Raw genomic sequence first — 25,098 nt, 5'->3', positions numbered from 1 at the left:
TCGTGCTGTCACGACCTATAAGGCGAGGTAATGGGACGTTTGTTCGGGACCGACGGGGTCCGAGGACTGGCCAACGAGGGCCTGGGCCCGGAGCTGGCGCTGCACGTGGCGGCTGCGGCCGCGGAGGTGCTCGCGCGTGGTCGCCGGCGTGCCGTCGCGGTGGTCGGTCGTGACCCGCGCGCCAGCGGCGAGATGCTGGAGGCCGCGGTGACCGCCGGCCTGACCGCCGCGGGTGTGGACGTGCTGTCCGTCGGTGTGCTGCCGACGCCCGCCGTCGCCTATCTGACCGCCGTCTACGACGCCTGCCTCGGCGTCATGATCTCGGCGTCGCACAATCCGATGCCGGACAACGGGATCAAGATCTTCGCCGCGGGCGGGCACAAGCTGGACGACGCGGTGGAGGACCGCATCGAGGAGCTGGTGCGCCGCCGCGAGTTCACCCGGCCCACCGGCGCCGGGATCGGCCGGGTGCTGAGCCAGTCCGGCGCCGACGGCCGCGTCGACGACCACTACAGCCTGGCCGGGACGCACGAGCGGTATGTGGAGCACCTGATCGAGGCCACCGGCCGTGATCTGAGCGGGCTCACCGTGGTGGTGGACTGCGCGCACGGCGCCGCCTCCGACGTGGGCCCCGCCGCCTACCGCGAGGCGGGGGCACGGGTGGTCGCCATCCATGCCGAGCCGAACGGGCTCAACATCAACGATCGCTGCGGGTCGACGCACCTGGACCCGGTCCGGCGCGCGGTCCGCGAGCACGGCGCCGATCTGGGGCTGGCGCACGACGGCGACGCCGATCGTTGCCTGGCGGTGGACGCCACCGGGGCGGTGGTCGACGGTGACGCCATCATGGCGATCCTGGCGCTGGCCATGCACGAGGCCGGCGGACTGGCCCACGACACCCTGGTCGCGACCGTGATGAGCAATCTGGGCCTGCACATCGCGATGCGCGGCGCGGGAATCACGGTGCGCACCACCGCGGTCGGTGACCGCTATGTGCTGGAGGAGTTGCGCCGCGGTGGCTACACCCTCGGTGGTGAACAGTCCGGGCACGTGGTGTTCCCGGGCTTCGGCACCACCGGCGACGGTCTGCTCACCGGCCTGAAGCTGATGGCCCGGATGGCGCAGACCGGACACTCGCTCGCGGAGCTGGCGGGTGTCGTGCAGACCGTGCCGCAGGTGCTGGTGAACGTGCCGGTCACCGACAAGACCGTCGCCGGCGCGCCGGATCTACTGGAGGCGGTGGCCGAGGCCGAGCGCACGCTCGGCGACACCGGCCGAGTCCTGTTGCGCCCCAGCGGAACCGAGGAGCTCATCCGGGTCATGGTGGAGGCCACCGATCACGATCGGGCGCGGGCGCTGGCCGACGATCTGGCGAAGCGGGTCGCCGCGCTCTGAGCCGGGACGGACCCGTGCGGTAATTGTGAACGCCCCTTTTTCAACTGGCCGGCCGGGGTGTACCGGCTGGATCGGGGGCGGGTTCGCTGTTCGCGACGTATGGTGGACTCGAATTATCAAGCGACAGCGCCGGCCCCGGACGCGGAGCCGGATCTCGCAAACACGGTTTCCGTGAGGGGGAACTACAGTGGATTCGCTGAAGCTCGATCCGGCCGCGCTGGCCGCCTACACATCCATTGCGGATTCCGTTTCGCAACAGCTCGCCTCGGCCGCGGCGGTGGCCGCCGGGGCGGTGGACCCGCACCGGCTCGCCGCCGAATTGGGCGTCGTGGGTGGTGAATTCGCCACCCGGTTCGCCGCTGCGGTGGCCGAGCACGCCCAGGCGTTGTCGACGGCCGGGCAGCTGGTCGCCACCTACGGTCAGGTGCTGCGCGGGTACGACAGCGCTGTCGGGCAGCGCGACGAACAGACCGCGGCCGCGGCCGCCCGGGCAGGGGAGGTGCTCGCGTGACCAGCACGGTTTCCACGAGTCGAGCGGGCTACACCGATCTCGACTTCGATCCGCCGATCGTGGCGCGGCTGGTGCAACCGCTGCTGGCCTTGCGCGCCTCGCTCGGCAGCGGCGCCGGGGTGCCCGATCAGGCCACCGTCACGGCCCTGTCGCGGGCGACCACGCAGGCCGCCGATACGGAGGCCCCGCACCGCGACGGCATCCACGCGCTGGAGTCGTCGTGGCAGTCCAATGCTTCCGACGCAGCGGTTCCCGCGCTGCGGACCACTCAGACCCAGATCGGCGACATCACCGACCGCGGCCCGGCCTACCTGGCCGTGCTGACCGCCGCGCACACCACCAGTGCCCGCGCCGCGAGCCAGGTCGACCGGATCATCGCCGACTTCCGGCGCGACGCCAGGACCATCCTGGACAGCGCCCAGTCGGCCCCCGACACCGACGCGGTCATCACCCGCGCCACCCAGGCGCTGCGCGATGCCATCACCGCGGTCCAGTCCGCCCAGACCGAGATGGACGGGCACACCCGCGCCCTCGACGCCATGGGCCCGCTGACGGTGACGGACCCGATCACCACCGCGAGCTATTCGGATCCCGGGTACCAGTACGGCGGCCCGGACCCGAGCTCTCAGTACGGCGGCTCGAATCCCGGGTACCAGTACGGTGGTTCGAATCCGGGCTATCAGTACGGCGGGCCGGATTCCTCCCAGTACGGGCAGAATTCGGTGCTACCGGCGCAGTACTGGTCCGGTGGGCAGCCGATGGACCCGGCGCAGGCCGCCCAGATGCAGTTGCAGGGACAGCTGATCGCGGCGGGTGTGCAGGTGGGCACGGCGGCCATCAGCGCCGGCGTCGATATCGGCACCCATCTGATCGACAAGATCGCCGAGGTCGGTTCGCACGCCATGGACGTGGTCGCGGACGGGGCCGAGAAGGCGATTCCCGAACTGCTGCATCCCGGTAGCACCACCAACGGGACCGGCGCCGCCGGCACCGGCGGCGGGGCCAACGGCTCCAAGCCGATCATCGACTTCGGTGGCGGCAGTCCCTCGCCGGCGCCGGTCACGCCCCCCGCCACGCAGGGCCCGCAGGACACCGGTGGCGCCGCCCCCGACGATCCGCCGATGTCGAACGGTTCCGGATCGGATTCGACCGCGGCGCAACCGGATCCGAAACCGTCGAGCCCCGGCCCGGCCCGCATGGCCGCGCCCGACCCGGGCCCGTCCTCCTCCTCCGGCGCCACCGGCGGTGTCGCGATGCCGCCGCCCGGGGGCAGCGGCGACCAGGACCACAAATCGCGTGACGGCCAGCTCGGCGTGACGACCCCGGCCGAGGCGGTGATGGTTCCGGCCGCCGTCATCGGCGATTTCGGTGACGACGCGATCTGATGACACCTCCCGACGACGAGCCCGAGGGCGACGAATCCGCCGAGGAGGCGGCCAACCCGTTCGACCTCGGCCTGCCGATGGTGCGGATGCCGTCGCGACGCCCCCGGCGTCGCCGCGGCACCCGTAAGCTCGCACGCCGCAACCGAACTCCCGGCGTGGACACCGTCGACCCGGACCGGGTGACGCCCGCCGACATCCTCCGCACCCACGACGTGGACCACCGTCCCGGTTCGGTATCGATCCGGCGGCACGACGGCGGCTGGGACGATATCGAACCCTCGGCGTACGGTCCACACGAGACAACCGCGGTCCATCCTCCGGTCGCGCCCGAGAACGGTGGTGTCGCGTTGCCGGACGAGTCTCGCGGGTTCGGGCCGGGGTACTCGGCCGGCCATCCAGCGGCGATCGCCTACCGGCAACCGGCGGAGGAGCCCGCGCCCGGCTACGGTGATGCGGAACCTGTTGCCGGCGAATCGGTTACCGGGTCGGGGTACGGCGGCCACCTGGCCGCGTCGGGATATGCCGATGGCGGCGTGGAGCCGGGACATCCGGAATCGGGGGGGCCTGCGGATGACTACTACGCGGCCGGTCCGACGCCTCGGGGCTACTCCGCCCGGCACTCGGAGGACGAATATCCCTCGGCGGCGGCCGCATCCGGTTATCCGGTGACGGAGTCCGCGTCCTATCCGGTGACGGAGTCGTCGGATGAGCGTGTGGCGCAGGGATATTCGCAGCCGGAGTCCGGTGATGCGGCGGGATGGCCGGAGTCGCAACGGGGTTCGTCCGACGAGCGGTCCGGCGGCTGGGAGCAGTGGCTGGATTCGAGTTCGCCGCGGGCCGAACCGCAGCAGCTCACCTCACATGTGCAGATCCGTGGTTACGAAGGGGACGACGACTACGAGGAGGAGCGCGTCACGGCGCCTTCTCTGGTCGATCGGTCCGGCGGGAATCCCGGTCTGCGCCTGCGGCATCCGCGGCGCGCGGGTGGCGGTAGCGAACGCGGCAGCGGCAACCGGCCGATGGCGCTGCTGATCATGCTGGGCCTCGGGATCGTGGTGGTGGCGGTGCTGCTGGTGGCGCTGCACAGTGCCCAGCGCCGCACCCCGAGCCAGGCGGCCTCGCCGGCATCGACGCGAGTGCCGGTCGCCGCGGGCTCCGCGGTGCCCAGCACCGCCGCCGCGCCGGCGGGGGCGATCGCGGCCGAGGGGTGTGAGCAGAAGCGCGGCAGCGATGTGATGTCGGGCACCGACCCCGGCGGCACCGGCAGCGGTCCGGACGCCATCTTCGCCTTCGAGCGGGCGTACTACGTGCAGCGATCCGGTTTCGCGGCGCGGGCCGTGGTGGCCGACGACGCGACCGTGCCGCCCGCCGATCAGATCCAGCGCGGGATCGATCAGGTGCCGTCCGGCACCCGCTACTGCGTGCAGATCACCCGCGCGGGCATTGCTTCCGACACCGACGGGCAATGGGAGGTGCGGCTCACCCAGCAGAAGCCGGGCGAGTCGCCGCGCACCTTCACCCAGATCGTCGGCACCCGTACCGCCGGCGCCCGCACCCTGATCACCACCATCGCCGGGGCCTGACGCGCTTCGGGCCGACCCGTCGGCCGATTGCGGTCCGGGTACAGGTTGCGGGTCGACTCGGCCGAGCGTTTCGGGTCGGGTGTGGTCGCCGTTCGGGCCGGTCCCGGTGGGCGGTTCCCCTCGGGGTGCGGGCCGCGGATCAGTTCGATTCGCTCAGTCGTCCCCGGTCCAGGTGCCAGCGGCGGGTGGCGCGGACGTTGTCGAGCATGCGGCGGTCGTGGGTGACCAGCAGCAGGGTGCCGTCGAAGGATTCGACCGCCTCCTCCAGCTGCTCGATCGCGGGCAGGTCCAGGTGGTTGGTCGGCTCGTCGAGCACCAGCAGGTTCACGCCGCGGGCCTGGAGCAGCGCCAGTGCCGCGCGGGTGCGCTCACCGGGGGAGAGAGTGTCGTTGGGCCGCAGCACATGTGGGCCACGCAGGCCGAATTTGGCCAGCAGGGTGCGCATGTCGGCGTCGTTCCAGTCCGGGATCTGCGCGCCGAAGGTGTCCACCAGGGTGGCGTCGCCGCGGAACAGCCCGCGCGCCTGATCGACCTCGCCGATCGCCACGCCGGAGCCGAGCGCGGCGGTTCCGGTGTCCGGCCGGATCTTTCCGAGCAGCAGGGCCAGCAACGTGGACTTCCCGGAGCCGTTCGCGCCGGTGAGCACGATCCGGTCACCCCAATCGACCTGTGCGGTCACGGGTCCCAGCGTGAAGTCGCCGCGAGTGACGGTCGCCTGCGACACCGTCGCGACCACCGCGCCGCTGCGCGGGGCGGCCGCGATCGACATCCGCAGCTCCCATTCCTTGCGCGGTTCCTCCACCGCGTCGAGGCGTTCGATGCGGCGCTGCGTCTGCCGCACCTTCGACGCCTGCTTCTCGGTGGACTCCTGGCGCATCTTGCGACCGGCCTTGTCCGAGTCACGGGTCTTGCGGCGGGCATTGCGCACACCGTGCTCGAGCCAGTTGCGCTGCATGTTCTGCCGGGCCTCCAGCCCCGCCTTGGTGTCGGCGTACTCCTCGAACGCCTCCCGCGCGTGCCGCCGGTCGATCTCGCGCTCGGCCAGATACGCCTCGTACCCGCCGTCGTAGACACCGACCTGGTGCTGCGCGAGATCCAGCTCCACGACGCGATTCACGGTGCGCGCCAAGAACTCTCGGTCGTGGCTGATCACCATCAGCGGCACCCGCACCGCGGTGACGAACCGCTCCAGCCGGGCCAGCCCGTCCAGGTCGAGATCGTTGGTGGGTTCGTCGAGCAGCAGCACGTCGAAGCGGGACAACAACACCGACGCCAGCCCGGCGCGCGCGGCCTGCCCGCCGGACAGTCCCGTCATCGGGGTGTCGAGCCCGGTGGGCAGCCGGTCGGTCAGGCCCAGATCGGCGGCCACCTCCTCGGCCCGCTGCTCCAGATCGGCGCCGCCGAGGGCGAGCCAGCGCTCCAGCGCGGGGGAGTAGTCGTCGTCGCCTCCGTCGCCGAGCCGCTCGGCCGCGGCGTCCATCGTCCGCTGCGCGGCGGCGACCCCGGTGCGGCGGGCCAGGAATTGCAGCACGGTCTCCCGGGCGATCCGCTCGGGCTCCTGCGCGAGGTATCCGACCGTCGCGTCCGGCGGGCTGAGGATGATCTGCCCGGTCTGCGGCGTGCGCTCGGCCAGCATGCGCAGCAGCGTGGATTTGCCCGCGCCGTTCACGCCGACCAGGCCGATCACATCGCCGGGGGCCAGCACCAGATCGAGGTCGCTGAACAGGATGCGCTCACCGTGGCCGGCGGACAAACCCTGTGCGTGCAGTGTCGTGCTCACCAGAAGAGTCTGGCGGGTGTCCATCGGTCGGCTGCGAGCGGGCCGCGAGGATGTCACGATGGGACCGGCATCTCGCCGTACCCACCGTGAGAGGGGGCTCGTGATCACTTCGGACGATCTGCCCGGTCTGGACCTGCCGAGCGTGGACACCCACTCCGACCTCAGCGGGTTGGGTGGAGTCGAACTGCACCCGGATCACACCGGTCCGGCCGATACGGAATCCGTGCACGGCGACCACGGCATCGATGTCTGGACCGACCTCGACCACGACGGCCTGGCCGACCACGTCACCATCATGGACACCGACGGCGATTACGCGGCGTGGGAGTTCCACCACCATCCCGACGGAACCAGCGAGTGGGTGCGCACCGACCGCGGCCATCTGGGCGACACCGGGCACGCCAACCGGAGCAGGTGAGATCCGGCTCGGTCGGTATCCGGCTCATCGGCCGAGTCCGGTGCGGCGCCGATGTCCGGCATCGTTCCGCTCACGAGGCGATGCGCGCCGAGGTGGAACCGGCGGCCCGGCCGATGCGTCGAACTGATATCGGGACAGCTGTAGGGGTCGAACGAATCCGAGTCGAAGGGGTTGGGGATGAGCAGCGTTGACGAGCTTCGTGTCGATCCGCCGGGCCTGCGGCAACTGGCGGAGCGGGCCCAGCAGTCGGCCGATGCGCTGGGCCGGTATTCGGAACAGCTGGGCGACATCGGTTTCGGTGCCGCCATCGCCGGTCGCGACTATGCGGAGCACGGGCAGGCGGTGCGGGCCGGGGTGGCCCGCGTCGCCGGCCGGCTGCGACAGTGGAGTGACGACACCGCCGCCACCGCGGCGGCGATGCGTTCGGCCGCTGCCTCGTATACGGCCGCCGAACAACACAATTCGCAGCACGCCGCCGATACCGGCAACCGATGACAGCCGTCGAGAGGTGAGAGGGCGATGCCGAACCCCCAGCCGGACCCCGGCCCCCAGGGCAGCGTCGACGACATCCTGGACTACGGAGCGTACGGACTGCGCTGTGTGCTCGAGTTCTATCCGGAGTACCACCGGGCCTTCGGCTCCGGCCCGGAGAACGCCTCCACCGCCGCCGATTTCCAGCGCCTGTACGACCAGGAACGCGGCATGGACCTGGCCGGACTCGGCGGCGTCCAGCAGCAGTTCACCACCGCGCTGTCCGGCGCCGGCGAGCAATGGCAGGCGCAGCGCGATCTGCTGACCGGACTGCCGGGAGTGTGGCAGGGCGGCACGGCGGCGGAGACGGCCGCGACCGTGTGGTCCGATCGGCTGCGCGATGCCGAGGAGGAGCGACAGTACGCGCAGCAGGCCGCCGCGGCGCTCGGCGCGGCGGTCCCGGCCCTGCGCGCGGCCGTGTACCGAAAGGCCTGCGCCACTCTCGAACTGCTCGAACACGGTGAGGTGACCGTCGGAGGCAAGTCCCCGGAGGACGTCCGGCGACTGACGGACGCGTACCTGGCTCACCCGCTCGCCGATCGGGCAGGCGCCGCGGACTGGCTGGAGAGCACATTCAAGCCGGACATCGAGAGCAAGGTACGGATCTTCACCGAACTCTGCCGCCTGACCCGCGACGCCGTCGAACAGCCCTTCCTGCTCGTCGCACAGGCGCTGAACGCCGCACCCGACTCACCGCCGACCGTGAGCGCCACCCGGGCCACCGATCCCGAACACTCCTCGGCGAATCGAGACGGCCTCGGCCACCCGGAACCCACCGCCCCGGACATTCCGGACATCGCCGCCGGTCTTGCCACGCTGAGCCAGGTGGCGGACGACGCCGGATCACTGCTCGCCACCCTCGACCGAACCCTGCCGGACCGGTCCGGCCTGCTCGGGCAAGCAACCGACCAAGCCACGGCGGCCCTGCACGGCCTGCTCGGGCAGACGACCGATCAAGCCACCGCCTTGCCCGGTCTGCTCGGGGCGACGGCCGATCAAGCCATGACAGCGCTGCACGGCCTACTGGGACAGGCAACCGATCAAGCCACAGCCGCCTTGAACGGCCTCCTCACCCCGACTCCGCTACCCACCGGCACCGATCCGGCTGCCGCTGATTTCGACATAGCCGGCCGCCACCTGGAAGTTCGTCTCGACGACGGCGCACTGACAGTGGACCTGACCGACCGCGACGACCACAAGACCTATTCCGCGACGCTGGACGACCACGGCAACCCGGTGATCACCACCGAGGACCACGCCCCCGCCGCCGCGCCACCCACCCCCGACCCGAACGACCCCGCCGCTCCGGAAGCCCGAAAACTCGCTCCCCGCAACGACTCTCCACGACCGGCGGAATCCGACGCCGGTCAACCTGCTCCACAGCCACAGCCACAGCCACAGCCACAGCCACAGCCACAGCCACAGCCACAGCCACAGCCACCGGTTCCACCCCGGCCCGACCCCGGTCAGCCGACCAGCGCCCAGCCCTTCGACACCGGCGCCGATCTGGCCGAGGCCGGTCCGCTCTGATCGCTCGCCGGAGAATCACCCTTATGGACTACGCGGCCGAAATCGAGCGTCACGCGGCCGAACACGCTCACCGCATGGACCGCTTGGTGGACGAACTGCACGAGATCCGGCAGCGCACGGCCGCCAGCGCCCGTGCCGCCGACCGCCGAGGCGCTGCTGCCCATCGACCGCCCCGAAACGCGCAGCCGAGCGGCCCCTGCCCGCCCGGCGGGCCATCGGCTCAGGCCGACACCATTTCGATGACTCCGCAAGCAGCGCAGTCGAACTCGCTCGACCCGGTACCGACGATCCCGCCCGCCGCACCGGAGAACATGCCGGCACGGCAGCACCACGCCGAATCGGCCGGCCCTCTCGCGACCGAGGAGACTGCGCGGGTCGAGGCGTCCCGGGTGGCGGACGAGGCCCGCCGCCGGGCCGAACTCCGTGCCGCGGTCGTCCGGTCCGCCGCCGCTCGCCGAGCCGGTGAAACGGTCGAGCCCACCGATCCGGAGGAGCCGTACTACCGGCCGCGCTGGTCGTGATCCACACCGATTGCGCAGTTCACAGCGCCACGCGGGCCGGAGAAGTCGTCGGGCTCGGCGTAGCCGGGTGATTCGGTGAACCGCCGGGTGGGACCGGTGTTCCGGCCTGGCTTGCGGTACACCCACGGTCACACGTGGTGTCGTACGTCGCGCCGGTGCACTCCTCGGATGCGGCGAAGTCACCGCCCGACCCGCACCTACTTGCGCAGCAGTTGCACCAGTTGCACGACCTGCCGGCCCGACAGCCGCGAGTTCTCGTCCTCGAGTTCTTCGAGCTCGTCCGCCACCGGGTTCGGATCCACGGCCGTGGTGTGCGGCAGCCGCGCCTCCGGATCGGCGAAGGCCTCGAACTTCTTGTCGCCGAGCAGTTCGTAGCTCAGATAGCCGACCAGCAGGGCGCGGGTGAGGCGTTCGGTGCGCGGCTCGTGTTTGCCGGCGCCGAGCGCCGCGAGGAGGCGGCGGCCCGCCACCATGCCGTTGTGCGAGGCGCCGTCGACCGTCCGGAGCACCAGCGGCCCGCCCCAGGCGCGGGCCAGCGGCAGCGCGTTGCTGCCGACCGATTCGATATCGGTGTCACCGGCCACGATCAGCGCCGGGATGTCGATCTTGGGCGCCAGCGACTCCCCGGCGGGCGCGGTGTGCGCCGGATACAGGGCGGCGACCGCGCCGACCGGCCGTTGCGCGGCGGCGATCACGGCCGCTCCGGCGCCCATGCCGTGCCCGGCGAGCGCCACCCGCTCCGGGTGCACGGTGACGTTGCCCTCGCCCAGCCGGACCCCGGTGAGGATGTCGAGGGTGGTGAGCAGGTCCAGGGCGAGGTTCAGGTGCGAGGGCACGGGCCCGCGCTCCGAATCCGGCGCGGCGGCCACGAAGCCCCACGACGCCAGATGCTGGAGCAGCCGCACGTAATTGCCCGCGCCGCTGAGCCAGCCGTGCCCGAAGGCGACGGCCGGGAGGTTGGTGCCCCGCTCGGGGGTGAACACCACGCCGGGCTGGCCCGCGACGGCCAGATTGCCGCCCAGCACCCGATGCGGGCCGGGGCTCGTGAGGAGGTTCAGGAGCGATTTCGCAGACGCCGACACAATGCAGAACCTTACCGGCCGGTCACAGCGAAGCCAGGCCGTCGGACCCGGCAATCGAACGCGGCTCCCAGTAGGGTGGTGGACCATGTGCGGAATCGTGGGATACGTCGGATATCGGGACGCGCTCGGCGTCGTCGTTGACGCGCTGCGCCGCATGGAATACCGCGGCTACGACTCCGCCGGCGTCGCGATCCTGGACGGCGCGGGCACCATCAGCGTCGAGCGCCGGGCCGGTCGGCTGGCCAATCTGGAGGCCGAACTGGCCGAGCCGGGCGCGGTTTTCGCCGGCACCACCGGGATGGGTCACACCCGCTGGGCCACCCACGGCGCTCCCACCGATCGCAACGCCCACCCGCATCGCGACGCCACCGGCAAGGTGGCCGTGGTGCACAACGGCATCATCGAGAACTTCGTGCCGCTGCGCCGCGAGCTCGAGGACGCGGGCGTGGAACTGCTCAGCGATACCGACACCGAGGTCGCGGTGCACCTGGTGTCGCGCGCCTACGCGGACGGCCCCACCGCCGGTGATTTCGTCGGCAGCGCGCTGGCCGTGCTGCGCCGCCTGGAGGGTGCGTTCACACTGGTCTTCACCCACGCCGATCATCCCGGCGTGATCGTCGCGGCCCGCCGCTCCACCCCGCTGGTGGTGGGTGTCGGCAAGGGTGAGATGTTCATCGCCTCGGATGTCACGGCATTCATCGAGCACACCCGCGACGCGGTGGAGCTCGGCCAGGACCAGGCCGTGGTGATCACCGCCGACAGCTACACCGTCACCGATTTCCACGGCAACACCGGCGTGCCGATCCGCCCGTTCCTGATCGACTGGGATCTCGCCGCCGCCGAGAAGGGCGGCCACGACTACTTCATGCTCAAGGAGATCGAGGAGCAGCCCGCCGGTGTCGCCGACACCCTGATCGGGCATTTCGCCAACGGCCGCATCGTGCTGGACGAGCAGCGGCTCGCCGATCAGGAGCTGCGCGAATTCGACAAGGTGTTCGTCGTCGCCTGCGGCAGTTCGTATCACGCGGGCCTGCTGGCCAAGTACGCGATCGAGCACTGGACCCGGCTGCCGGTCGAGGTGGAGCTGGCCAGCGAATTCCGCTACCGCGACCCGGTGCTGGACCGGTCCACGCTGGTGGTGGCGATCTCGCAGTCGGGGGAGACCGCCGACACGCTGGAGGCGGTGCGGCACGCCAAGGAGCAGAAGGCCCGGGTGCTGGCGATCTGCAACACCAACGGCGCGCAGATCCCGCGCGAATCCGATGCGGTGCTGTACACCCGGACCGGTCCCGAGATCGGCGTGGCCTCCACCAAGGCGTTCCTGGCCCAGATCACCGCCAACTATCTGGTCGGCCTGGCGCTGGCCCAGGCCCGCGGCGTCAAATATCCCGACGAGGTGGCCCGCGAGTTCGGTGAGCTGGAGGCGATGCCGAAGCTGGTGGAACGGGTGCTGGAGTCCGCGCCGCAGATCCGGGCCATCGCACGGCAGTTCGCGCACGAGCCGACGGTGCTGTTCCTCGGCCGCCACGTCGGTTATCCGGTGGCGCTGGAGGGTGCGCTGAAGCTCAAGGAGCTGGCGTACATGCACGCCGAGGGCTTCGCCGCCGGTGAGCTGAAGCACGGCCCGATCGCGCTGATCGAGGACGGGCTGCCGGTCATCATCGTGATGCCGTCGCCGAAGGGCCGCGCGGTGTTGCATTCGAAGCTGCTGTCGAACATCCGCGAGATCCAGGCCCGCGGCGCGCGCACGATCGTGATCGCGGAGGAGGGCGACGATACGGTCCGGCCCTTCGCCGATCATCTGATCGAGATCCCGGCCGCGCCGACCCTCTACCAGCCGCTGCTGTCCACGGTGCCGTTGCAGATCTTCGCCGCCGAGGTCGCCCAGGCGCGCGGCTACGACATCGACAAGCCGCGCAACCTGGCGAAGTCCGTCACCGTCGAATAGGGGCCGGGTGCCGGACGACTGCGGCCCGGACCAGGTCCTCGACGACCGCCTCCGGGGCGATGAGCTGGATGCTGCGGTTGGTGACCAGGGTCGCGATGCCGTGCACAGTCGTCCACAGGCTCAGCGTGCGGTCTGGCCCCGCGCCCGCGAACCACGACGACGTGCGCGACCGATGCGCTGATGCGCGAGCCGACGGCCCGATCCGGCCGTCGTTACGTCGACCACCACGCCACCGCCTTCCGCACGGCGGTGTGAGATGTCTCGCAGTGGGCGGCCGATGGTCACGATGCGCGAATCGGGCACTGCCCGGTAGGTTGGGGACAGCACACGCCATCGGGCGGGGGCCGGTGAACGGTGCCCTGGTTGGCGTGTTATTGTTCCCAGGTTGTCTCGGCGAGGGTGAGGCACACACTCAGTGTCCTCACCGTGATCGACGTGGCTCGGCTATCCAGTCGTCCCATCGGTCTTTTCGTCGGACGAGCAGACCCTTTCGCCAGGGCAGACCCTGGCCAGCAGCAGACCGCCCGGATAGCCCGTAGGAGTAGATCCAGTCATGTCCGACGCCAGCCTTCTCGAAGCCACCGTCCGCACCGAGTTCGGTAAGGGCGCGGCCCGCCGCACCCGTCGCGACGGCAATGTGCCCGCCGTCCTGTACGGCCACGGCGAGGCCCCGAAGCATCTGTCGCTGAACGCGCAGGCGTTCGCCGCGATCCTGCGCGAGCACGGCACCAACGCCGTGCTGAACCTCGACATCGAGGGCAGCAAGCAGCTCGCGCTGACCAAGTCCGTGGTCGTGCACCCGATCCGGCGCTACATCGAGCACGCCGACCTGCTGATCGTGCGCCGGGGCGAGAAGGTCGTCACCGACGTGCACGTCACCCTGGTCGGCGAGGCCGCCTCGGGCACCCTGATCACGCAGGAGGCCACCACCCTCAGCGTCGAGGCCGACGCGCTGAACATTCCGACGACGCTGGAAGTGTCGATCGAGGGCATCGAGGCCGGCACCCAGATCACCGCCGGCCGGATCGCGCTGCCGAAGGGTGTCACCCTCGCGGGTGACCCGGAGGCCCTGATCGTCAACATCATCGCCTCGCCGACCGCCGAGGCGATGGAGGCCGAGGGTGGCGAGGCCACCGGCGGCGCTGCCGAGGGCGAAGCCGCCGAGTAACACCGGCGCTCAACGGTTTTCGATGACGGATTCCACCGCGTCCGGGCCGTCGCTCGTGGTCGGCCTGGGCAACCCCGGGTCCGAGTACGAGCGCACCCGGCACAATGTCGGTTTCATGGTCGCCGATGTGCTCGCCGAGCGCGTCGGCGGCCGTTTCACCGTGCACAAGAAGTCGGGCGCCGATCTGGTCGAGGCCCGGCTCGACGGCCGCAAAGTACTACTGGCCAAGCCGCGCTCGTTCATGAACGTGTCGGGGCGGCCGGTGGCGGCGCTGGCCAAATTCTTCTCCGTGCCGCCGACCGACGTGATCGTCGTGCACGACGAGCTGGACCTCCCGTTCGGCGCCATCCGGCTCAAGCGCGGTGGCGGCGAGGGCGGGCACAACGGCCTGCGCTCGGTCTCCAGCGCACTGACCACCAAGGACTATCTGCGGGTGCGCTTCGGCATCGGCCGCCCGCCCGGCCGCCAGGACCCGGCCGACTTCGTCCTCAAGCCGTTCGCCACGCCCGAGCGCAAGGATCTCCCGGTCTTCGTCGAACAGGCCGCCGATGCCGTCGAAACGCTGCTGCGCCTCGGTCTGGAACCCGCGCAGAACCAACTGCACTGAGCGCGGTCAGCCCGGGAACGTGAAGCGGGTCTGGGTGTAGGGATTCTTCCCGAACGCCAGCACCTTCGCCGGATCGATGGCGAACACCAGTCCGGTGCGGCCGTCGGCATCGCGGAAGCTGTTCTCCCCCACCGCGAAATCCCAGTCCAGTTCCGATTTCCACAGACCCGCCAGCCGCGCGAGCACCTCCCGATCGGTGACCCGGCCGGCGGTACCTTCCACCACCACATCCAATCCGGCGCGCAACGTATTGGTACCGGTGGTCAGCACACAGCGCGGGTCGGCGGCCAGGTTGCGGGCCTTCTGTTCCTGATCCCCGGTGCAGATGTGCAGCCGCTCCCGATCCCAGATCGCCGGAATCGGCGTCACATGCGGGCGGCCGTCGGCGCGCACGGTGGACAGCCAGAACATCTCCGAGGTGACGAGCACCTCGCGCACCGCCGACCAGGGCGGCGGCGCGGAACCGGGTTCGCTGAAGCGAGCGTCGAAGCTCGCCACCGGTTCCGCCGCGAGCACAGGGTCACCTGCGGACATGAATGCCGCCTTCCGATTCGGGACTGGTCGTCACAGAGAGGACGACGCCGCGGGTCCCGATTCATCGGTGCGGATTCGGATGCGCCGATCAGCGGCTCGCCGGTGCACCGATCAGCGGCTCGCCGCAGCACCGATCAGCGGCTCGCCGCTATGACCGCGAGCTCGTCCGCGAAGCGGTCCAGCTCGTCGAAGGTCACGAAGCAGTGCGGGGAGGCGCGCAGGACGGAGTCCAGGTGGCGTGCCGTCATGTCCAGCAGGGTGGAGCTGCGATGGCTGACGGTGACGGTGACGTCGCGCGCCAGCAGCCGATCGCGCACCTCCACCGGCGCGATGCCGTCGACGGTGAACGAGACTATGCCGGAACACTTCTCGCCCAGATCGCGGACGGTCACACCGGGGATGCCGGGCAGCGCCGCGCGCAGGTGCGCCGAGCGGTCGGCGATCGCGGCGTAGACCAGGTCGGGGCCGAGGTCGAGCAGGTAGCGGACGGCGGCGCCGAATCCGAGCCGGGCCGCCACATCGTGCTCCCAGAACTCGAACCGGCTCGCGTCCGGGGCGAGTAGGTATTTGTCCGGTTCCACCCAGGTCGCGCTGCGCAGATCCAGGCGACCGGGTTCCATCGTCGCCGCCGATTCCGGTCGCACATAGAGGAATCCGGTGCCGCGCGGCCCGCGCAGCCATTTCCGGCCGGTGGCGGAGAGAGCGTCGACACTCAGCGCGGCCACATCGATCGGCAGCTGGCCGGTGGACTGGCAGGCGTCCAGCAGCACCAGGGCGCCGACCCGGTGCGCCAGCGCGGTCACCTCCGCGACCGGGTTGATCAGGCCGCCGTTGGTCGGCGCGTGCACCAGCGACACCAGCTTCACGCGCTCGTCCAGCATCCCGGCGAACGCGTCGAGATCGAGCCGGCCGTCCGCGGCGGCGGGCACCGCCTCGACCACCGCACCGGTGGCCCGCGCGCGTTGCAGCGCGGCGATGGCATTGCTGGCATAGTCGGCCTGCGACAACAGGATTCGATCGCCGGGCGCCAGCGGCACCGAATAGAAGAAGTCGGACCAGGCTCGGGATGCGCTGTCGCTCAACGCGATACTGCTCGGCTCGGCGTTGATCAGAGTCGCGACAGCGGTTTTCACCGCGGCCAGATCGTCGAGCCGCTCGTTCGCCGCGCGGTAGCCACCGATCTCGGCCTCCCGCCGCAGATGGGCGATCGCGGTGTCGAGCACGATCCGCGGGGGCAGTGACGATCCCGCGCTGTCGAGGAACACCGGCGCGGGCCGGGACGGATCTGCGTAGGCGGGGATGTCGGCGCGCAGCCGCTGCTGATCGAGCACCTCATCGACAATAGAAGACCGCGGACCGTCGCCGGGCGCGCTCAGTCGGCCGTGCTCTCGATGACCGCGCGGATCAGGCGGGCCGAGCGGGCGGCGATCTCCTCGGGCGGACAGGGCCGATCCTGCTCCAGCCACCACACCACCGATTGCACGAACATCCCGGCCAGGACCGTCGGCACCAGATCGTCGGCGGTGTGGCCGGGGAAGTGCCCGGTCGTCGTCATGGCGGCCAGCGACGTCCGCATCCGGTCCGCGAACCACGGACTGCCCTTGCGGCCCAGCAACGCTCGGTACAACCGGTGGTAGGCGTCGATGTGCCGGAAGAAGCCGGCCCACCGTTCGCCCGGGGTGCGCTCGTCGGCGTCGTCGGCGGTCATCTCGGCCATCGCTTCGTCGAAGATCTGCTCGACCAGCGCGTACTTGTCGCGATAGTTGCGATAGAAGGCGGCCCGGCTGACCATCGCGCGGGTGGTGAGGTCGCCGACGGTGACGCGTTCGAAGCCGCGCTCCTCGATCAGCTCCACCAGGGCCTCGCGCAGCAGGGCGCGCGTGCGGCGGACGCGGACGTTCGGCGTGGCCGCCTGCGGCGGACGAGACAATGTCCGCCTCCTCGTCTCGTTCGGGACAGTCCGGCCGATTCGGCCCTGGTGTCCCGGTCGGCCGCGATCGAGACTGGACATGTCGTTCTCAGTGAGACAGGTTGTCTCATTCCATTCATTGTGTCAGATCGATCGTGTCGTCATCGTCGAGTGAGGAGTGCGCGGATGCGTGCTGTGTGTGTGCAGGATTTCGGGGCGCCCGAGGTGCTGGTCGTGGCCGAGGTGCCCGATCCGGAACCGGGTCCGGGGCAGGTGCTGGTGGAGGTGCAATCGGCCGGGGTGGGTTTCGGCGACGTCATCGTTCGTTCGGGCCGGTATCCGCTGCCGTTGCCGTGGATTCCCGGTATCGAGGTGGCCGGGCGGGTGGTGGCGATCGGCGCGGACGCCGACCCGGCGCTGCTCGGGCGCACGGTCGTCGCGACCACCGCCGGGCAGTCCGGCGGCTACGCCGAACGGGCCGTGGTGACCGCCGCCTACACCTTCCCGGTACCGGACGGACTGGATCTCGCGGTGGCGCTCACGGTGTTCCAGGCCGGGGCGGTGGCCCGCGGCCTGACGACGGCGATGCGGCTCGATCGCGCCGACACCGTGCTGATCACGGCGGCGGCCGGGCGAATCGGATCGCTGCTGGTGCAACTGGCCAAGGCGGCGGGTGCGACCGTCCTGGGCGCGGCGAGCGGGCCGAAACTCGCGGCGGTGACCGCGTTCGGCGCCGACGCGGTGGTCGACTACGGCGCCCCGGACTGGGCCGAGCGGGTTCGCGAGCTCACCGGTGGTCGCGGCGTCGACCTGCTGCTGGACTCGGTCGGCGGCGGGGTCGCGGAGACGGCGTTCACCCTGGTCGCCGATACCGGCCGGATCGGGTTGTACGGATTCGCGTCCGGGCGGTGGCCGGTGGTGGATCTGGACAGCCTGCGTCTGGGGCAGCGCGGCCTCACCCTCACGGGCCCGCTGGGCCTGGTGTTCCGCAAGTCCGGCGCCGAACAGCGCGACGACGCCGAGCAGGCGCTGGCGGCCGCCGCACAGGGCCGATTGCGGCCGCGGATCCACGCGACACTGCCGCTGGAGCGAGCGGCCGCCGCTCACCGCGACCTGGAGGATCGCCGGACCGTGGGCGCGATCGTGCTCTGTCCGTGACCGATCCGCGGCCGATCGGTCATTGCGACGAAAGATCAAGGTAACGAATCGGTCAGATTTTTTGTCGGTGGTGGAGGTTAGCCTGGTTTGAGTCGTTCGGCGGACCCGCAGGGCGGAAGAACCTCACCCCGCGGTCGGTTACAAGCGACACAGCTCGATATGCAGCGCAGCAACACAGGTACGGGCTGTCGCCGCCGGGAGTGGCGGCCACAGAGCGGAGGTTGGCGATGGCAGTCACAGCGGTACGGCCGGTGGCCGGGACGGGTACGGATATCTCCTCACGCGCCGCGGCCGAGGCGTATGTGGGCGGAGTGTGTTTCAAACAAGGGCCACCGGCGCTGGTCGGCGCCGAACTCGAATGGGTCACCGCACTCGGTGATCCATCGGCGCCCAGGCCCCAGCCCGATCTGATGGCCACCGCTCTGGGCCCGTACGCCCCCAGCTCCATCGCTCCGCAATCGCCCGCCCTCCCACTGCCCGGGGGCAGCCGGGTCACTCTCGAGCCCGGCGGGCAGGTGGAACTCTCCAGCGCTCCGTTCGCCGATCCGGCCGAGCTCTGTGAGAGGCTCCGATCCGATACCCGGCTGCTGCAAGAACTTCTCGAACCCCACTCCGTGCGCATGTATGCCGTCGCCGCCGACGCGGTGCGCGAACCGCAGCGGGTGCTGCGATTACCGCGCTACGCCGCGATGGAGCGAACCTTCGCCGGTCTGGGCCCGTTCGGCGCGCTGATGATGTGCAATACGGCGGCCGCGCAGGTCAGCGTCGACGCCGGCGCCGACCAGGCCGAGGTGACCGCCCGCTGGAACGCTCTGTACGCGATCGGGCCCGCGCTGCTGGCGGCCTTCGCCTGTTCCCCCACCCTGAGCGGCGCGCCCGAGGGCTCCTGGGCCTCGCAACGGATGCGGGCCTGGTTGCGGCTCGACAACGCGCGGGTGCGGCCACCGGTGCCGCACTGGTCCGAACCCGCCGTGGAATATGCCCGCTGGGCGCTCGACGTGCCGCTGCTCTGTGTGCGGCGGGCCGGTGACGCCGAATGTGACTGGGCCGCACCGCCGGGCGCCACCTTCGCCGATTGGCTGTGCGGCGCGCTGGACGACGAGATCGGCCGCCGGCCCGATCGCGAAGATCTCGACTACCACCTCACCACACTGTTTCCGCTGGTCCGCGCGTCCGGGCATCTCGAGGTGCGCTACCTCGACGCCCAGCCCGGCGACGGCTGGACGGTCCCGGTGCACGCCGTCACCGCGCTGCTGGCCACCCCCGCGACCGTGGCCGAGGCCACCCGCCTGGCCGCGGCCACTGCGGATCGCTGGTTGGAGGCGGCCCGGGTGGGCCTGGCCGATCCGGAGATCCGCACAGCCGCGGTCGAACTGCTGACCCTGGCCGCCGAGACGGCCACCACGGCCGAGGCCCGCACCGAACTGCATGCGGCCGCCCGCCGCTGCGCCCACCGCCGCAACCCGACCGGCGACCGGGTGCCGTCCGGAGCCTGGGCATGAGTGATCGAGTCCCGGAGGTCGCCACCGAGCGCCACTCCGGTGGTCTTGTCGTGCCCGGTCGGCGCGACCTGAGCGGGTACGGCGACAGCGGTGCGGGGCACGAGGTGGCGCAGCGGTATCAGGGAGACGGAGTTCGTTCATGACAGTTCGATTCACGGGAAGCGACCGGGCCGAGACCGAGCGGCTGCGCGACGAGATCGCCGAGGTACTGGCCCGGGCGCGGGCGCGTACCGCCGGGTTGACCGACAGCGTCGACGAGGCCGATCTCGTCGCACAGCATTCGCAGCTGATGAGCCCGCTGGTGTGGGACCTGGCCCACATCGGCAATCAGGAGGAGCTGTGGCTGGTGCGTGATGTCGGGTCCCGGCAGCCGGTGCGCAGCGATATCGACAATCTGTACGACGCCTTCCAGCACCCGCGGGCCGACCGGCCGGCGCTGCCGCTGCTGAATCCCGCCGAGGCCCGCGGCTATGTCGCGACCGTGCGCGACAAGGTGTGGGACGTGCTCGCGGACAGCCCGTTACGCGGCTCCCGGCTGGTCACCGATGGTTTCGCCTTCGGCATGATCGCCCAGCACGAGCAACAGCACGACGAGACCATGCTCGCCACGCATCAACTGCGATCGGGTGCGGCCGTATTGTCCGCGGCGCCCCCGCCGACGGCGCGGGTGGCCGTCTCCGGTGAGGTCGTGGTGCCGGCGGGCGAATTCGTCATGGGCACTTCGACCGATCCGTGGGCGCTGGACAACGAGCGCCCGGCGCATCCGGTGCCGGTGCCCGGCTTCGCCATCGACGTCGCACCCGTCACCAACGCGCAGTACCAGCACTTCATCGCCGACGGCGGCTACCGGCGCCCGGAACTGTGGTCGCCGCGCGGCTGGGCGCACCGCACCGAGGCCGGGCTCGAGGCCCCGCAGTTCTGGCAGCTCGGCGGCGACGACCAGTGGTGGCGGCGGGTTTTCGGCACCATGACACCGGTGCGCCCGCAGCAGCCGGTCGTCCACGTGTGCTGGTTCGAGGCCGAGGCGTACGCGAACTGGGCGGGCAAGCGCCTGCCGACCGAGGCCGAGTGGGAGAAGGCCGCCCGCTTCGACCCCGCCACCGGCGCCTCACGCCGCTATCCGTGGGGTGAGGAGGCCCCCGACGAGACCCGCGCGAATCTGGGCCAGCGCCACCTGGAACCGGCCGATGTCGGCGCCTATCCGGCGGGCGCGTCCGCACTGGGGGTGCATCAGCTCATCGGCGACGTCTGGGAGTGGACGTCCTCCGAGTTCCACGGCTATCCGGACTTCGCGGCGTTCCCGTATCGCGAATACTCCGAGGTCTTCTTCGGCGGCGACTACAAGATCCTGCGCGGCGGCTCCTTCGGTGCCGACCCGGTCGCGGTCCGCAGCACCTTCCGCAACTGGGACCACCCCATCCGCCGCCAGATCTTCGCGGGCTTCCGCCTCGCCCGCGACCTGCGAGCGGACGAGCGCTGATGTGCCGCCATCTCGGCTACCTCGGCCCCCCGGCCGCGGTCGGCGAGATCCTCACCCGCGGCCCCCACTCCCTGCGCACCCAATCCTGGGCCCCCCGCGACATGCGCGGCGGCGGCACCATCAACGCCGACGGCTTCGGCGTCGCCTGGTGGATGCCGACCACAGCCGTTCCGGCGGCGGTTCCGGTTCCGGCGGCGGTTCCGGTTCCGGCGATGTCGGCCGCCCGCTACCGGAATGCCGCGCCGATCTGGACCGATCCGGCCGTGGACGAGGTGCTGCCGCAACTGCATTCGACGGCGGTACTGGCCGCGGTGCGATCGGCGACGGTCGGCATGCCGGTCGAGCGTGCCGCATGCGCCCCCTTCACCTCGGGCCGCTGGGCCTTCAGCCACAACGGCCGAATACCGGACTGGCAGCAGGTGCTCACCGCGGTGGCCGCCGAATTCGGTTCGCCGCCACTACTGGACGCCGAGGCGCACACGGATTCCGCCGCGCTGTGGGTGATTCTGCGTGGCGTGCTCGACAGCGGCGGCCCGCCCGACGCCGCTGCTGCCGCTGCCGCCCACGCCGATACCGCCCGCGCTGATGCATCCGGGGCCGGTGATCCGGCGGAGGCGCTGCGGCGGGTGACGCTGGCCGTGCTGGCGCGAGCGCCGGAGGCCCGGCTGAACCTGCTGCTCGGCGAGGGCGAGACGCTGTGGGCCACCACCCGGCATCACTCGTTGTCGGTGCTGGTCACCGACGAGCTCGCGGTGGTGGCCTCCGAACCCTACGACGACGATCCGCGCTGGCAGGCGGTGCCGGAACGGCAATTGGTCACGCTGCGGCCCGGCCTGCTGTCCATCGTCCCGCTCGATCCGGATCCGACCCGATGACCGTGCCGGTCGCACACCGCGGCACCGGCATTCACGACGACAACCGAAAGGCGGGTCTGCTCATGACCGCACCCACGCTGGACATCCATCTGACCGACGACGACCTCACCGCCGCACTGCGATCGGATGCCCGGCGCGGGCTCACCTCGGACCCGAAGTGGCTGCCGCCCAAATGGTTCTACGACGCCCGTGGCAGCGAACTGTTCGAGGCGATCACGGCGCTGCCGGAGTACTACCCGACCCGCACCGAGCGGGCCCTGCTGGAGCGGGTGGTCGGTGACATCGCCCGGATCTCCCGCGCCGAAGTGCTGGTCGAACTCGGCGCCGGCTCCGCCGCCAAGACCCGCCTGCTGCTCCAGGCGCTCGGCGCCGAAGGCCCCCTGAAAACCTATGTTCCACAGGACGTCTCGGAGGCGGCGCTGCGTGGCGCCGCCGACGAGATCAGCGCCGAGTTCCCCGGCTTGTCGGTGCACGGCGTGGTCAGCGATTTTACCGACACCCTGCGCAATCTGCCCCGCGGCGGCCGCCGGATGATCGCCTTCCTCGGCGGCACCATCGGCAACCTGGTCCCCGCCGAACGCGCCGCCTTCCTGGCCGGTGTCCACGACGTCCTCGAGCCCGGAGAGCAACTGCTGCTCGGCGCCGGCCTGGTGATCGATCCGGCCATCCTGGTGCCCGCCTACGACGACGCCGCAGGCGTCACCGCAGAATTCAACCGCAACGTCCTGTACGTGCTCAACGCCCGCCTGCGCGCCGATTTCGATCCGGAGGCCTTCGCCCACGTCGCCGTCTGGGACGCGGCCAACGAATGGATCGAAATGCGCCTGGAAGCCACCCGCGACATGACCGTCACCGTCACCGACCTGGAACTGGTCCTGGACTTCGCCCGCGGTGAACAACTCCGCACCGAGATCTCGGCCAAGTTCCGGATCGACGGCCTGACCGGAGAGCTCGCGGCGGCAGGATTCGCCACCGAGCAGGTGTGGACCGACCCGGACAACCGCTTCGCCTTGTTCCTCGCCGAGCGACGTTGAGCCGCCCCGGGAATCGCCGCAGCCGCACTGAACCGGTCCGGGTGCCGCTGCCCCGGACCCCGCGCTGACGCAGCGAATGGTCGCCGGGGCTGTGCCCGGCGACCGGGCCCGGCATGCCCCTGCCGGTTCGGATTGCACGGTGTCCGAGCGGGGCACGACGCGGCCGGACGGTGGGCGGGTCCGGGAAGGTCACAGTACGCGGGCCGGTGAGCCGCGCACCCCGATCGTCCCGCTTGCGCAGCCGCTACCGCGCACATCAGGCCGGCGAGGTGGCTGCTCGGCCGAAGTGCCGGGCGAAGAACCGGACCGCGCTGTCGGCCTCGAACCGGGGCAGATCCTTGTGCTTGCCCGAGTTCACGTGCAAGGACTTCTCCTTCGAGGCGAAGGCGTCGAACAGCGCGAGACCCTCCTCGCGTGAGATGTGCTCGTCGTCCCACTGGAGGTCGAACTCGATCGGAACGGTGATCTGCTTCGCCTTGTCGGCCAGGACATCGGGCCAGTGCTGACCGAAGACCGCCGCCGTGATCCGGGGTTCGGTCGCCAGGAACTCCCGGAGATCGGCGGCGGCGGGCCGGTCGGCTTCTGGGGGATCAACATAGGCACCGCGATCGGCATACCGTTCGTGGGAATCGAAAAGAGTGCACGGTTGGTGCCTTTCGGGAGTGCCTTGTTGCCGAAGCGCTCCCGGCGACACCTACATTGATCGCCCGACCGTGAAGAAAGGAGGGAGCACCCACAGGGATACAGCGTTCATGGGTCTCACCTCCTCGGCAGAAGTCGCGGTCGACGAAAAGCTATCAGCCCGACCATGATCGCGGCCAGCCCATTTCGACGCCACCTGATCACAACCCCGGACAGCCCCCGATTCGGGTGCAGCCGAGCCCGATTCGGGCGGAACCAGCCGGACTCTGGAGTGACCGCACGCGGCCCAACCTGTCAGTCGTGCATACCCGCCACCGCGGTCAGCCATTCGACCAGCGGGCGCATAGCCTGCCAGGATTTGCGGACCTCGGTGCCGGCCCGAGCGGATTCCAGCCAATCCGGCGCGCCGAACTCCTTACCGACCGTGATTGCCTTGCGGCGCAACAGATCGATGCGGGGATGGTCGGCGTCGTACCCCTTCGGCCGGGTCTTCAGCTGCTCGCCCCCGACGGAATACCCCGCCTTCACCGCCTTCGCGAGGATCTTCTCCAACTCGGGCCCGCGCACATCGTCATCGATGGTGGTACGCAACCGAGCCAGCTGAGCGGGCGTGGTGGCATAGATCCCTCCGGCGACGAACAGCCCGGGCGCGCCGATCTGCACATACCAGCCCACACTGGGCCCGGTCGCGACGAAGGCCCCCTGATGATTCTTGTAGGGCACCTTGTCCTTGGCGAACCGGACGTCACGATAGGGACGGAAGACCTTGGCGGTCCCGAAGTCGGCCTCCAGATCGGCGACCAGCGCCGCCATCGGCGCGCGCACCGCCGTGTCGTAGACATCCTTGTGGGCGCTCCAGAACGACTTGGAATTGTCGGCCTCCAGGTCCTCGTAGAAGTCGAGGCCCGCGAGCGGGAATCCGGTGAATCGGCTCACGAGATCAACCTACTCACCGACACCGACAGTCAATCCCCGGGCTCGTCCACGACCTCCATGGCGGCAAGCTCGGCCGGCCGATCATCCTCGGCACGTTCCTCCGCACGGTGCCGACGAGCGGTCCACTCCTCGGACAGCTCACGATCGATGCCCAACCGGCCCTCGTCGTCGTTCTCGTGATACCGAATGACCAGGTCTTCCGGCGGATCGGTGATGTACCGCTCGTAGGCGCGCACCTCGTCCGCCTGATCGTCGTCGCCCAGATCGTCGTCGAGATCGAGCTCGTCGTCGTCCTCGTCGTTCATGTCGAGAACCTCGTCGATCAACCCGTCGTCGTCGCGTTGGTCAGTCACGGCCACCCACCACCTCTCGGCGCACCCAGCTCACCTGCAGCAACCCGTTGCGATCCATGTCCACGCTACCCCTGCCCTGCCGTACACCAAATACCTGCGCGAACGTCAAGAATTACATCACCACGTTAGCGGCCGGCCCATTCTGTACCACCCCGTTCGCGGCCGGCTCGTTGTTCCGCGGCCGATCGCAATGCGACGAAGGAGCAAGCGATCGGC

At 70.5% G+C, this 25,098-nt stretch carries 25 protein-coding genes; 17 read left to right on the top strand and 8 right to left on the bottom strand.

All coding sequences use genetic code 11. The features are described 5' to 3' along the window. The first annotated feature begins 30 nt into the window (after positions 1-30). From glmM to LBW94_RS28040, 4 genes are all read left to right on the top strand, one after another. A complete protein-coding gene (gene glmM / locus LBW94_RS28055; RefSeq protein WP_225060281.1) occupies positions 31-1,395 on the top strand; it encodes a phosphoglucosamine mutase in 1,365 nt (454 codons plus the stop codon). 187 nt (positions 1,396-1,582) lie between these two features. After that, the gene (locus LBW94_RS28050; protein WP_225060280.1) at positions 1,583-1,906 is read left to right on the top strand and encodes a hypothetical protein; all 324 of its coding nucleotides are present in this window, start codon (positions 1,583-1,585) and stop codon (positions 1,904-1,906) included. Beyond that, complete coding sequence (locus LBW94_RS28045; RefSeq protein ID WP_225060279.1) at positions 1,903-3,291, top strand: hypothetical protein; 1,389 nt, start codon at positions 1,903-1,905, stop codon at positions 3,289-3,291. Before LBW94_RS28050 ends, LBW94_RS28045 begins: the two co-directional genes overlap by 4 nt. After that, complete coding sequence (locus LBW94_RS28040; protein ID WP_225060278.1) at positions 3,291-4,874, top strand: hypothetical protein; 1,584 nt, start codon at positions 3,291-3,293, stop codon at positions 4,872-4,874. The genes LBW94_RS28045 and LBW94_RS28040 overlap by 1 nt, the downstream gene beginning before the upstream one ends. Before the next feature lie 139 nt (positions 4,875-5,013). Here LBW94_RS28040 and LBW94_RS28035 read toward each other — a convergent pair whose 3' ends face one another. Continuing rightward, positions 5,014-6,654 carry an ABC-F family ATP-binding cassette domain-containing protein gene (locus LBW94_RS28035; protein WP_225060277.1) on the bottom strand — a complete coding sequence of 547 codons (1,641 nt, stop codon included), beginning with the start codon at positions 6,652-6,654 and terminating at the stop codon, positions 5,014-5,016. 100 nt (positions 6,655-6,754) lie between these two features. On the opposite strand from LBW94_RS28035, the gene LBW94_RS28030 reads away from it, so the two are divergent. From LBW94_RS28030 to LBW94_RS28015, 4 genes are all read left to right on the top strand, one after another. Then, positions 6,755-7,072 carry a DUF6802 family protein gene (locus tag LBW94_RS28030; RefSeq protein WP_225060276.1) on the top strand — a complete coding sequence of 106 codons (318 nt, stop codon included), beginning with the start codon at positions 6,755-6,757 and terminating at the stop codon, positions 7,070-7,072. A gap of 177 nt (positions 7,073-7,249) precedes the next feature. Further along, positions 7,250-7,567 carry a type VII secretion target gene (locus tag LBW94_RS28025; protein ID WP_225060275.1) on the top strand — a complete coding sequence of 106 codons (318 nt, stop codon included), beginning with the start codon at positions 7,250-7,252 and terminating at the stop codon, positions 7,565-7,567. A gap of 24 nt (positions 7,568-7,591) precedes the next feature. Continuing rightward, positions 7,592-9,133, top strand: coding sequence for a hypothetical protein (locus tag LBW94_RS28020; RefSeq protein ID WP_225060274.1), 1,542 nt, complete (start codon positions 7,592-7,594; stop codon positions 9,131-9,133). Positions 9,134-9,372: 239 nt separating this feature from the next. Further along, positions 9,373-9,654 carry a hypothetical protein gene (locus LBW94_RS28015; protein WP_225060273.1) on the top strand — a complete coding sequence of 94 codons (282 nt, stop codon included), beginning with the start codon at positions 9,373-9,375 and terminating at the stop codon, positions 9,652-9,654. Between the two features lie 197 nt (positions 9,655-9,851). On the opposite strand, the gene LBW94_RS28010 is transcribed toward LBW94_RS28015, so the two are convergent. Continuing rightward, positions 9,852-10,736, bottom strand: a complete 885-nt coding sequence (locus tag LBW94_RS28010; RefSeq protein WP_225060272.1) for an alpha/beta hydrolase — start codon at positions 10,734-10,736, stop codon at positions 9,852-9,854. Positions 10,737-10,821: 85 nt separating this feature from the next. On the opposite strand from LBW94_RS28010, the gene glmS reads away from it, so the two are divergent. The 3 genes from glmS (at position 10,822) to pth (ending at position 14,459) form a co-directional block, all read left to right on the top strand. Next, a complete protein-coding gene (gene glmS, locus LBW94_RS28005) occupies positions 10,822-12,684 on the top strand; it encodes a glutamine--fructose-6-phosphate transaminase (isomerizing) (protein ID WP_225060271.1) in 1,863 nt (620 codons plus the stop codon). Positions 12,685-13,237: 553 nt separating this feature from the next. After that, complete coding sequence (locus tag LBW94_RS28000) at positions 13,238-13,852, top strand: 50S ribosomal protein L25/general stress protein Ctc (protein ID WP_225060270.1); 615 nt, start codon at positions 13,238-13,240, stop codon at positions 13,850-13,852. Between the two features lie 22 nt (positions 13,853-13,874). After that, positions 13,875-14,459, top strand: a complete 585-nt coding sequence (pth, locus tag LBW94_RS27995) for an aminoacyl-tRNA hydrolase (RefSeq protein WP_225060269.1) — start codon at positions 13,875-13,877, stop codon at positions 14,457-14,459. A 6-nt stretch (positions 14,460-14,465) separates the two neighbouring features. Here pth and LBW94_RS27990 read toward each other — a convergent pair whose 3' ends face one another. The 3 genes from LBW94_RS27990 to LBW94_RS27980 form a co-directional block, all read right to left on the bottom strand. Beyond that, positions 14,466-14,993: a pyridoxamine 5'-phosphate oxidase family protein gene (locus LBW94_RS27990; protein ID WP_225060268.1), complete on the bottom strand. Its 528-nt coding sequence runs from the start codon at positions 14,991-14,993 to the stop codon at positions 14,466-14,468. 134 nt (positions 14,994-15,127) lie between these two features. Further along, positions 15,128-16,324: an aminotransferase class V-fold PLP-dependent enzyme gene (locus LBW94_RS27985; RefSeq protein WP_225060267.1), complete on the bottom strand. Its 1,197-nt coding sequence runs from the start codon at positions 16,322-16,324 to the stop codon at positions 15,128-15,130. 41 nt (positions 16,325-16,365) lie between these two features. Beyond that, positions 16,366-16,923: a TetR/AcrR family transcriptional regulator gene (locus LBW94_RS27980; protein ID WP_225060266.1), complete on the bottom strand. Its 558-nt coding sequence runs from the start codon at positions 16,921-16,923 to the stop codon at positions 16,366-16,368. A gap of 165 nt (positions 16,924-17,088) precedes the next feature. Here LBW94_RS27980 and LBW94_RS27975 point away from each other — a divergent pair, with 165 nt between their 5' ends. The 6 genes from LBW94_RS27975 (at position 17,089) to egtD (ending at position 22,951) form a co-directional block, all read left to right on the top strand. Continuing rightward, positions 17,089-18,060 carry a zinc-binding dehydrogenase gene (locus LBW94_RS27975; RefSeq protein ID WP_225060265.1) on the top strand — a complete coding sequence of 324 codons (972 nt, stop codon included), beginning with the start codon at positions 17,089-17,091 and terminating at the stop codon, positions 18,058-18,060. A gap of 227 nt (positions 18,061-18,287) precedes the next feature. Further along, entirely contained in the window at positions 18,288-19,562 is a 1,275-nt protein-coding gene (gene egtA / locus LBW94_RS27970; RefSeq protein ID WP_225060264.1) for an ergothioneine biosynthesis glutamate--cysteine ligase EgtA, read from the top strand. Next, complete coding sequence (locus tag LBW94_RS27965; RefSeq protein WP_225060263.1) at positions 19,559-19,705, top strand: hypothetical protein; 147 nt, start codon at positions 19,559-19,561, stop codon at positions 19,703-19,705. The genes egtA and LBW94_RS27965 overlap by 4 nt, the downstream gene beginning before the upstream one ends. Beyond that, positions 19,702-21,042, top strand: coding sequence for an ergothioneine biosynthesis protein EgtB (egtB, locus tag LBW94_RS27960; RefSeq protein WP_225060262.1), 1,341 nt, complete (start codon positions 19,702-19,704; stop codon positions 21,040-21,042). The genes LBW94_RS27965 and egtB overlap by 4 nt, the downstream gene beginning before the upstream one ends. Continuing rightward, a complete protein-coding gene (egtC, locus tag LBW94_RS27955; protein ID WP_225060261.1) occupies positions 21,042-21,917 on the top strand; it encodes an ergothioneine biosynthesis protein EgtC in 876 nt (291 codons plus the stop codon). Before egtB ends, egtC begins: the two co-directional genes overlap by 1 nt. 62 nt (positions 21,918-21,979) lie before the next feature. Continuing rightward, the gene (gene egtD, locus LBW94_RS27950; RefSeq protein WP_225060312.1) at positions 21,980-22,951 is read left to right on the top strand and encodes an L-histidine N(alpha)-methyltransferase; all 972 of its coding nucleotides are present in this window, start codon (positions 21,980-21,982) and stop codon (positions 22,949-22,951) included. 256 nt (positions 22,952-23,207) lie between these two features. Here the strand turns inward: egtD and LBW94_RS27945 are convergent, their stop codons facing one another. The 3 genes from LBW94_RS27945 to LBW94_RS27935 form a co-directional block, all read right to left on the bottom strand. Further along, complete coding sequence (locus LBW94_RS27945) at positions 23,208-23,645, bottom strand: hypothetical protein (RefSeq protein ID WP_225060260.1); 438 nt, start codon at positions 23,643-23,645, stop codon at positions 23,208-23,210. Between the two features lie 242 nt (positions 23,646-23,887). Beyond that, complete coding sequence (locus LBW94_RS27940; protein ID WP_225060259.1) at positions 23,888-24,529, bottom strand: DUF2461 domain-containing protein; 642 nt, start codon at positions 24,527-24,529, stop codon at positions 23,888-23,890. A gap of 29 nt (positions 24,530-24,558) precedes the next feature. Then, on the bottom strand, positions 24,559-24,882 hold the full coding sequence (locus tag LBW94_RS27935; RefSeq protein ID WP_225060258.1) for a hypothetical protein: 324 nt from the start codon (positions 24,880-24,882) through the stop codon (positions 24,559-24,561). Positions 24,883-25,098: the final 216 nt, after the last annotated feature.

The organism is Nocardia sp. alder85J, assembly GCF_020176955.2.
In the GTDB taxonomy this organism is placed as follows: Bacteria; Actinomycetota; Actinomycetes; order Mycobacteriales; family Mycobacteriaceae; genus Nocardia.
Note: the sequence above shows the minus strand (reverse complement) of the source record. Positions and strands in the feature narration are given on the sequence as shown.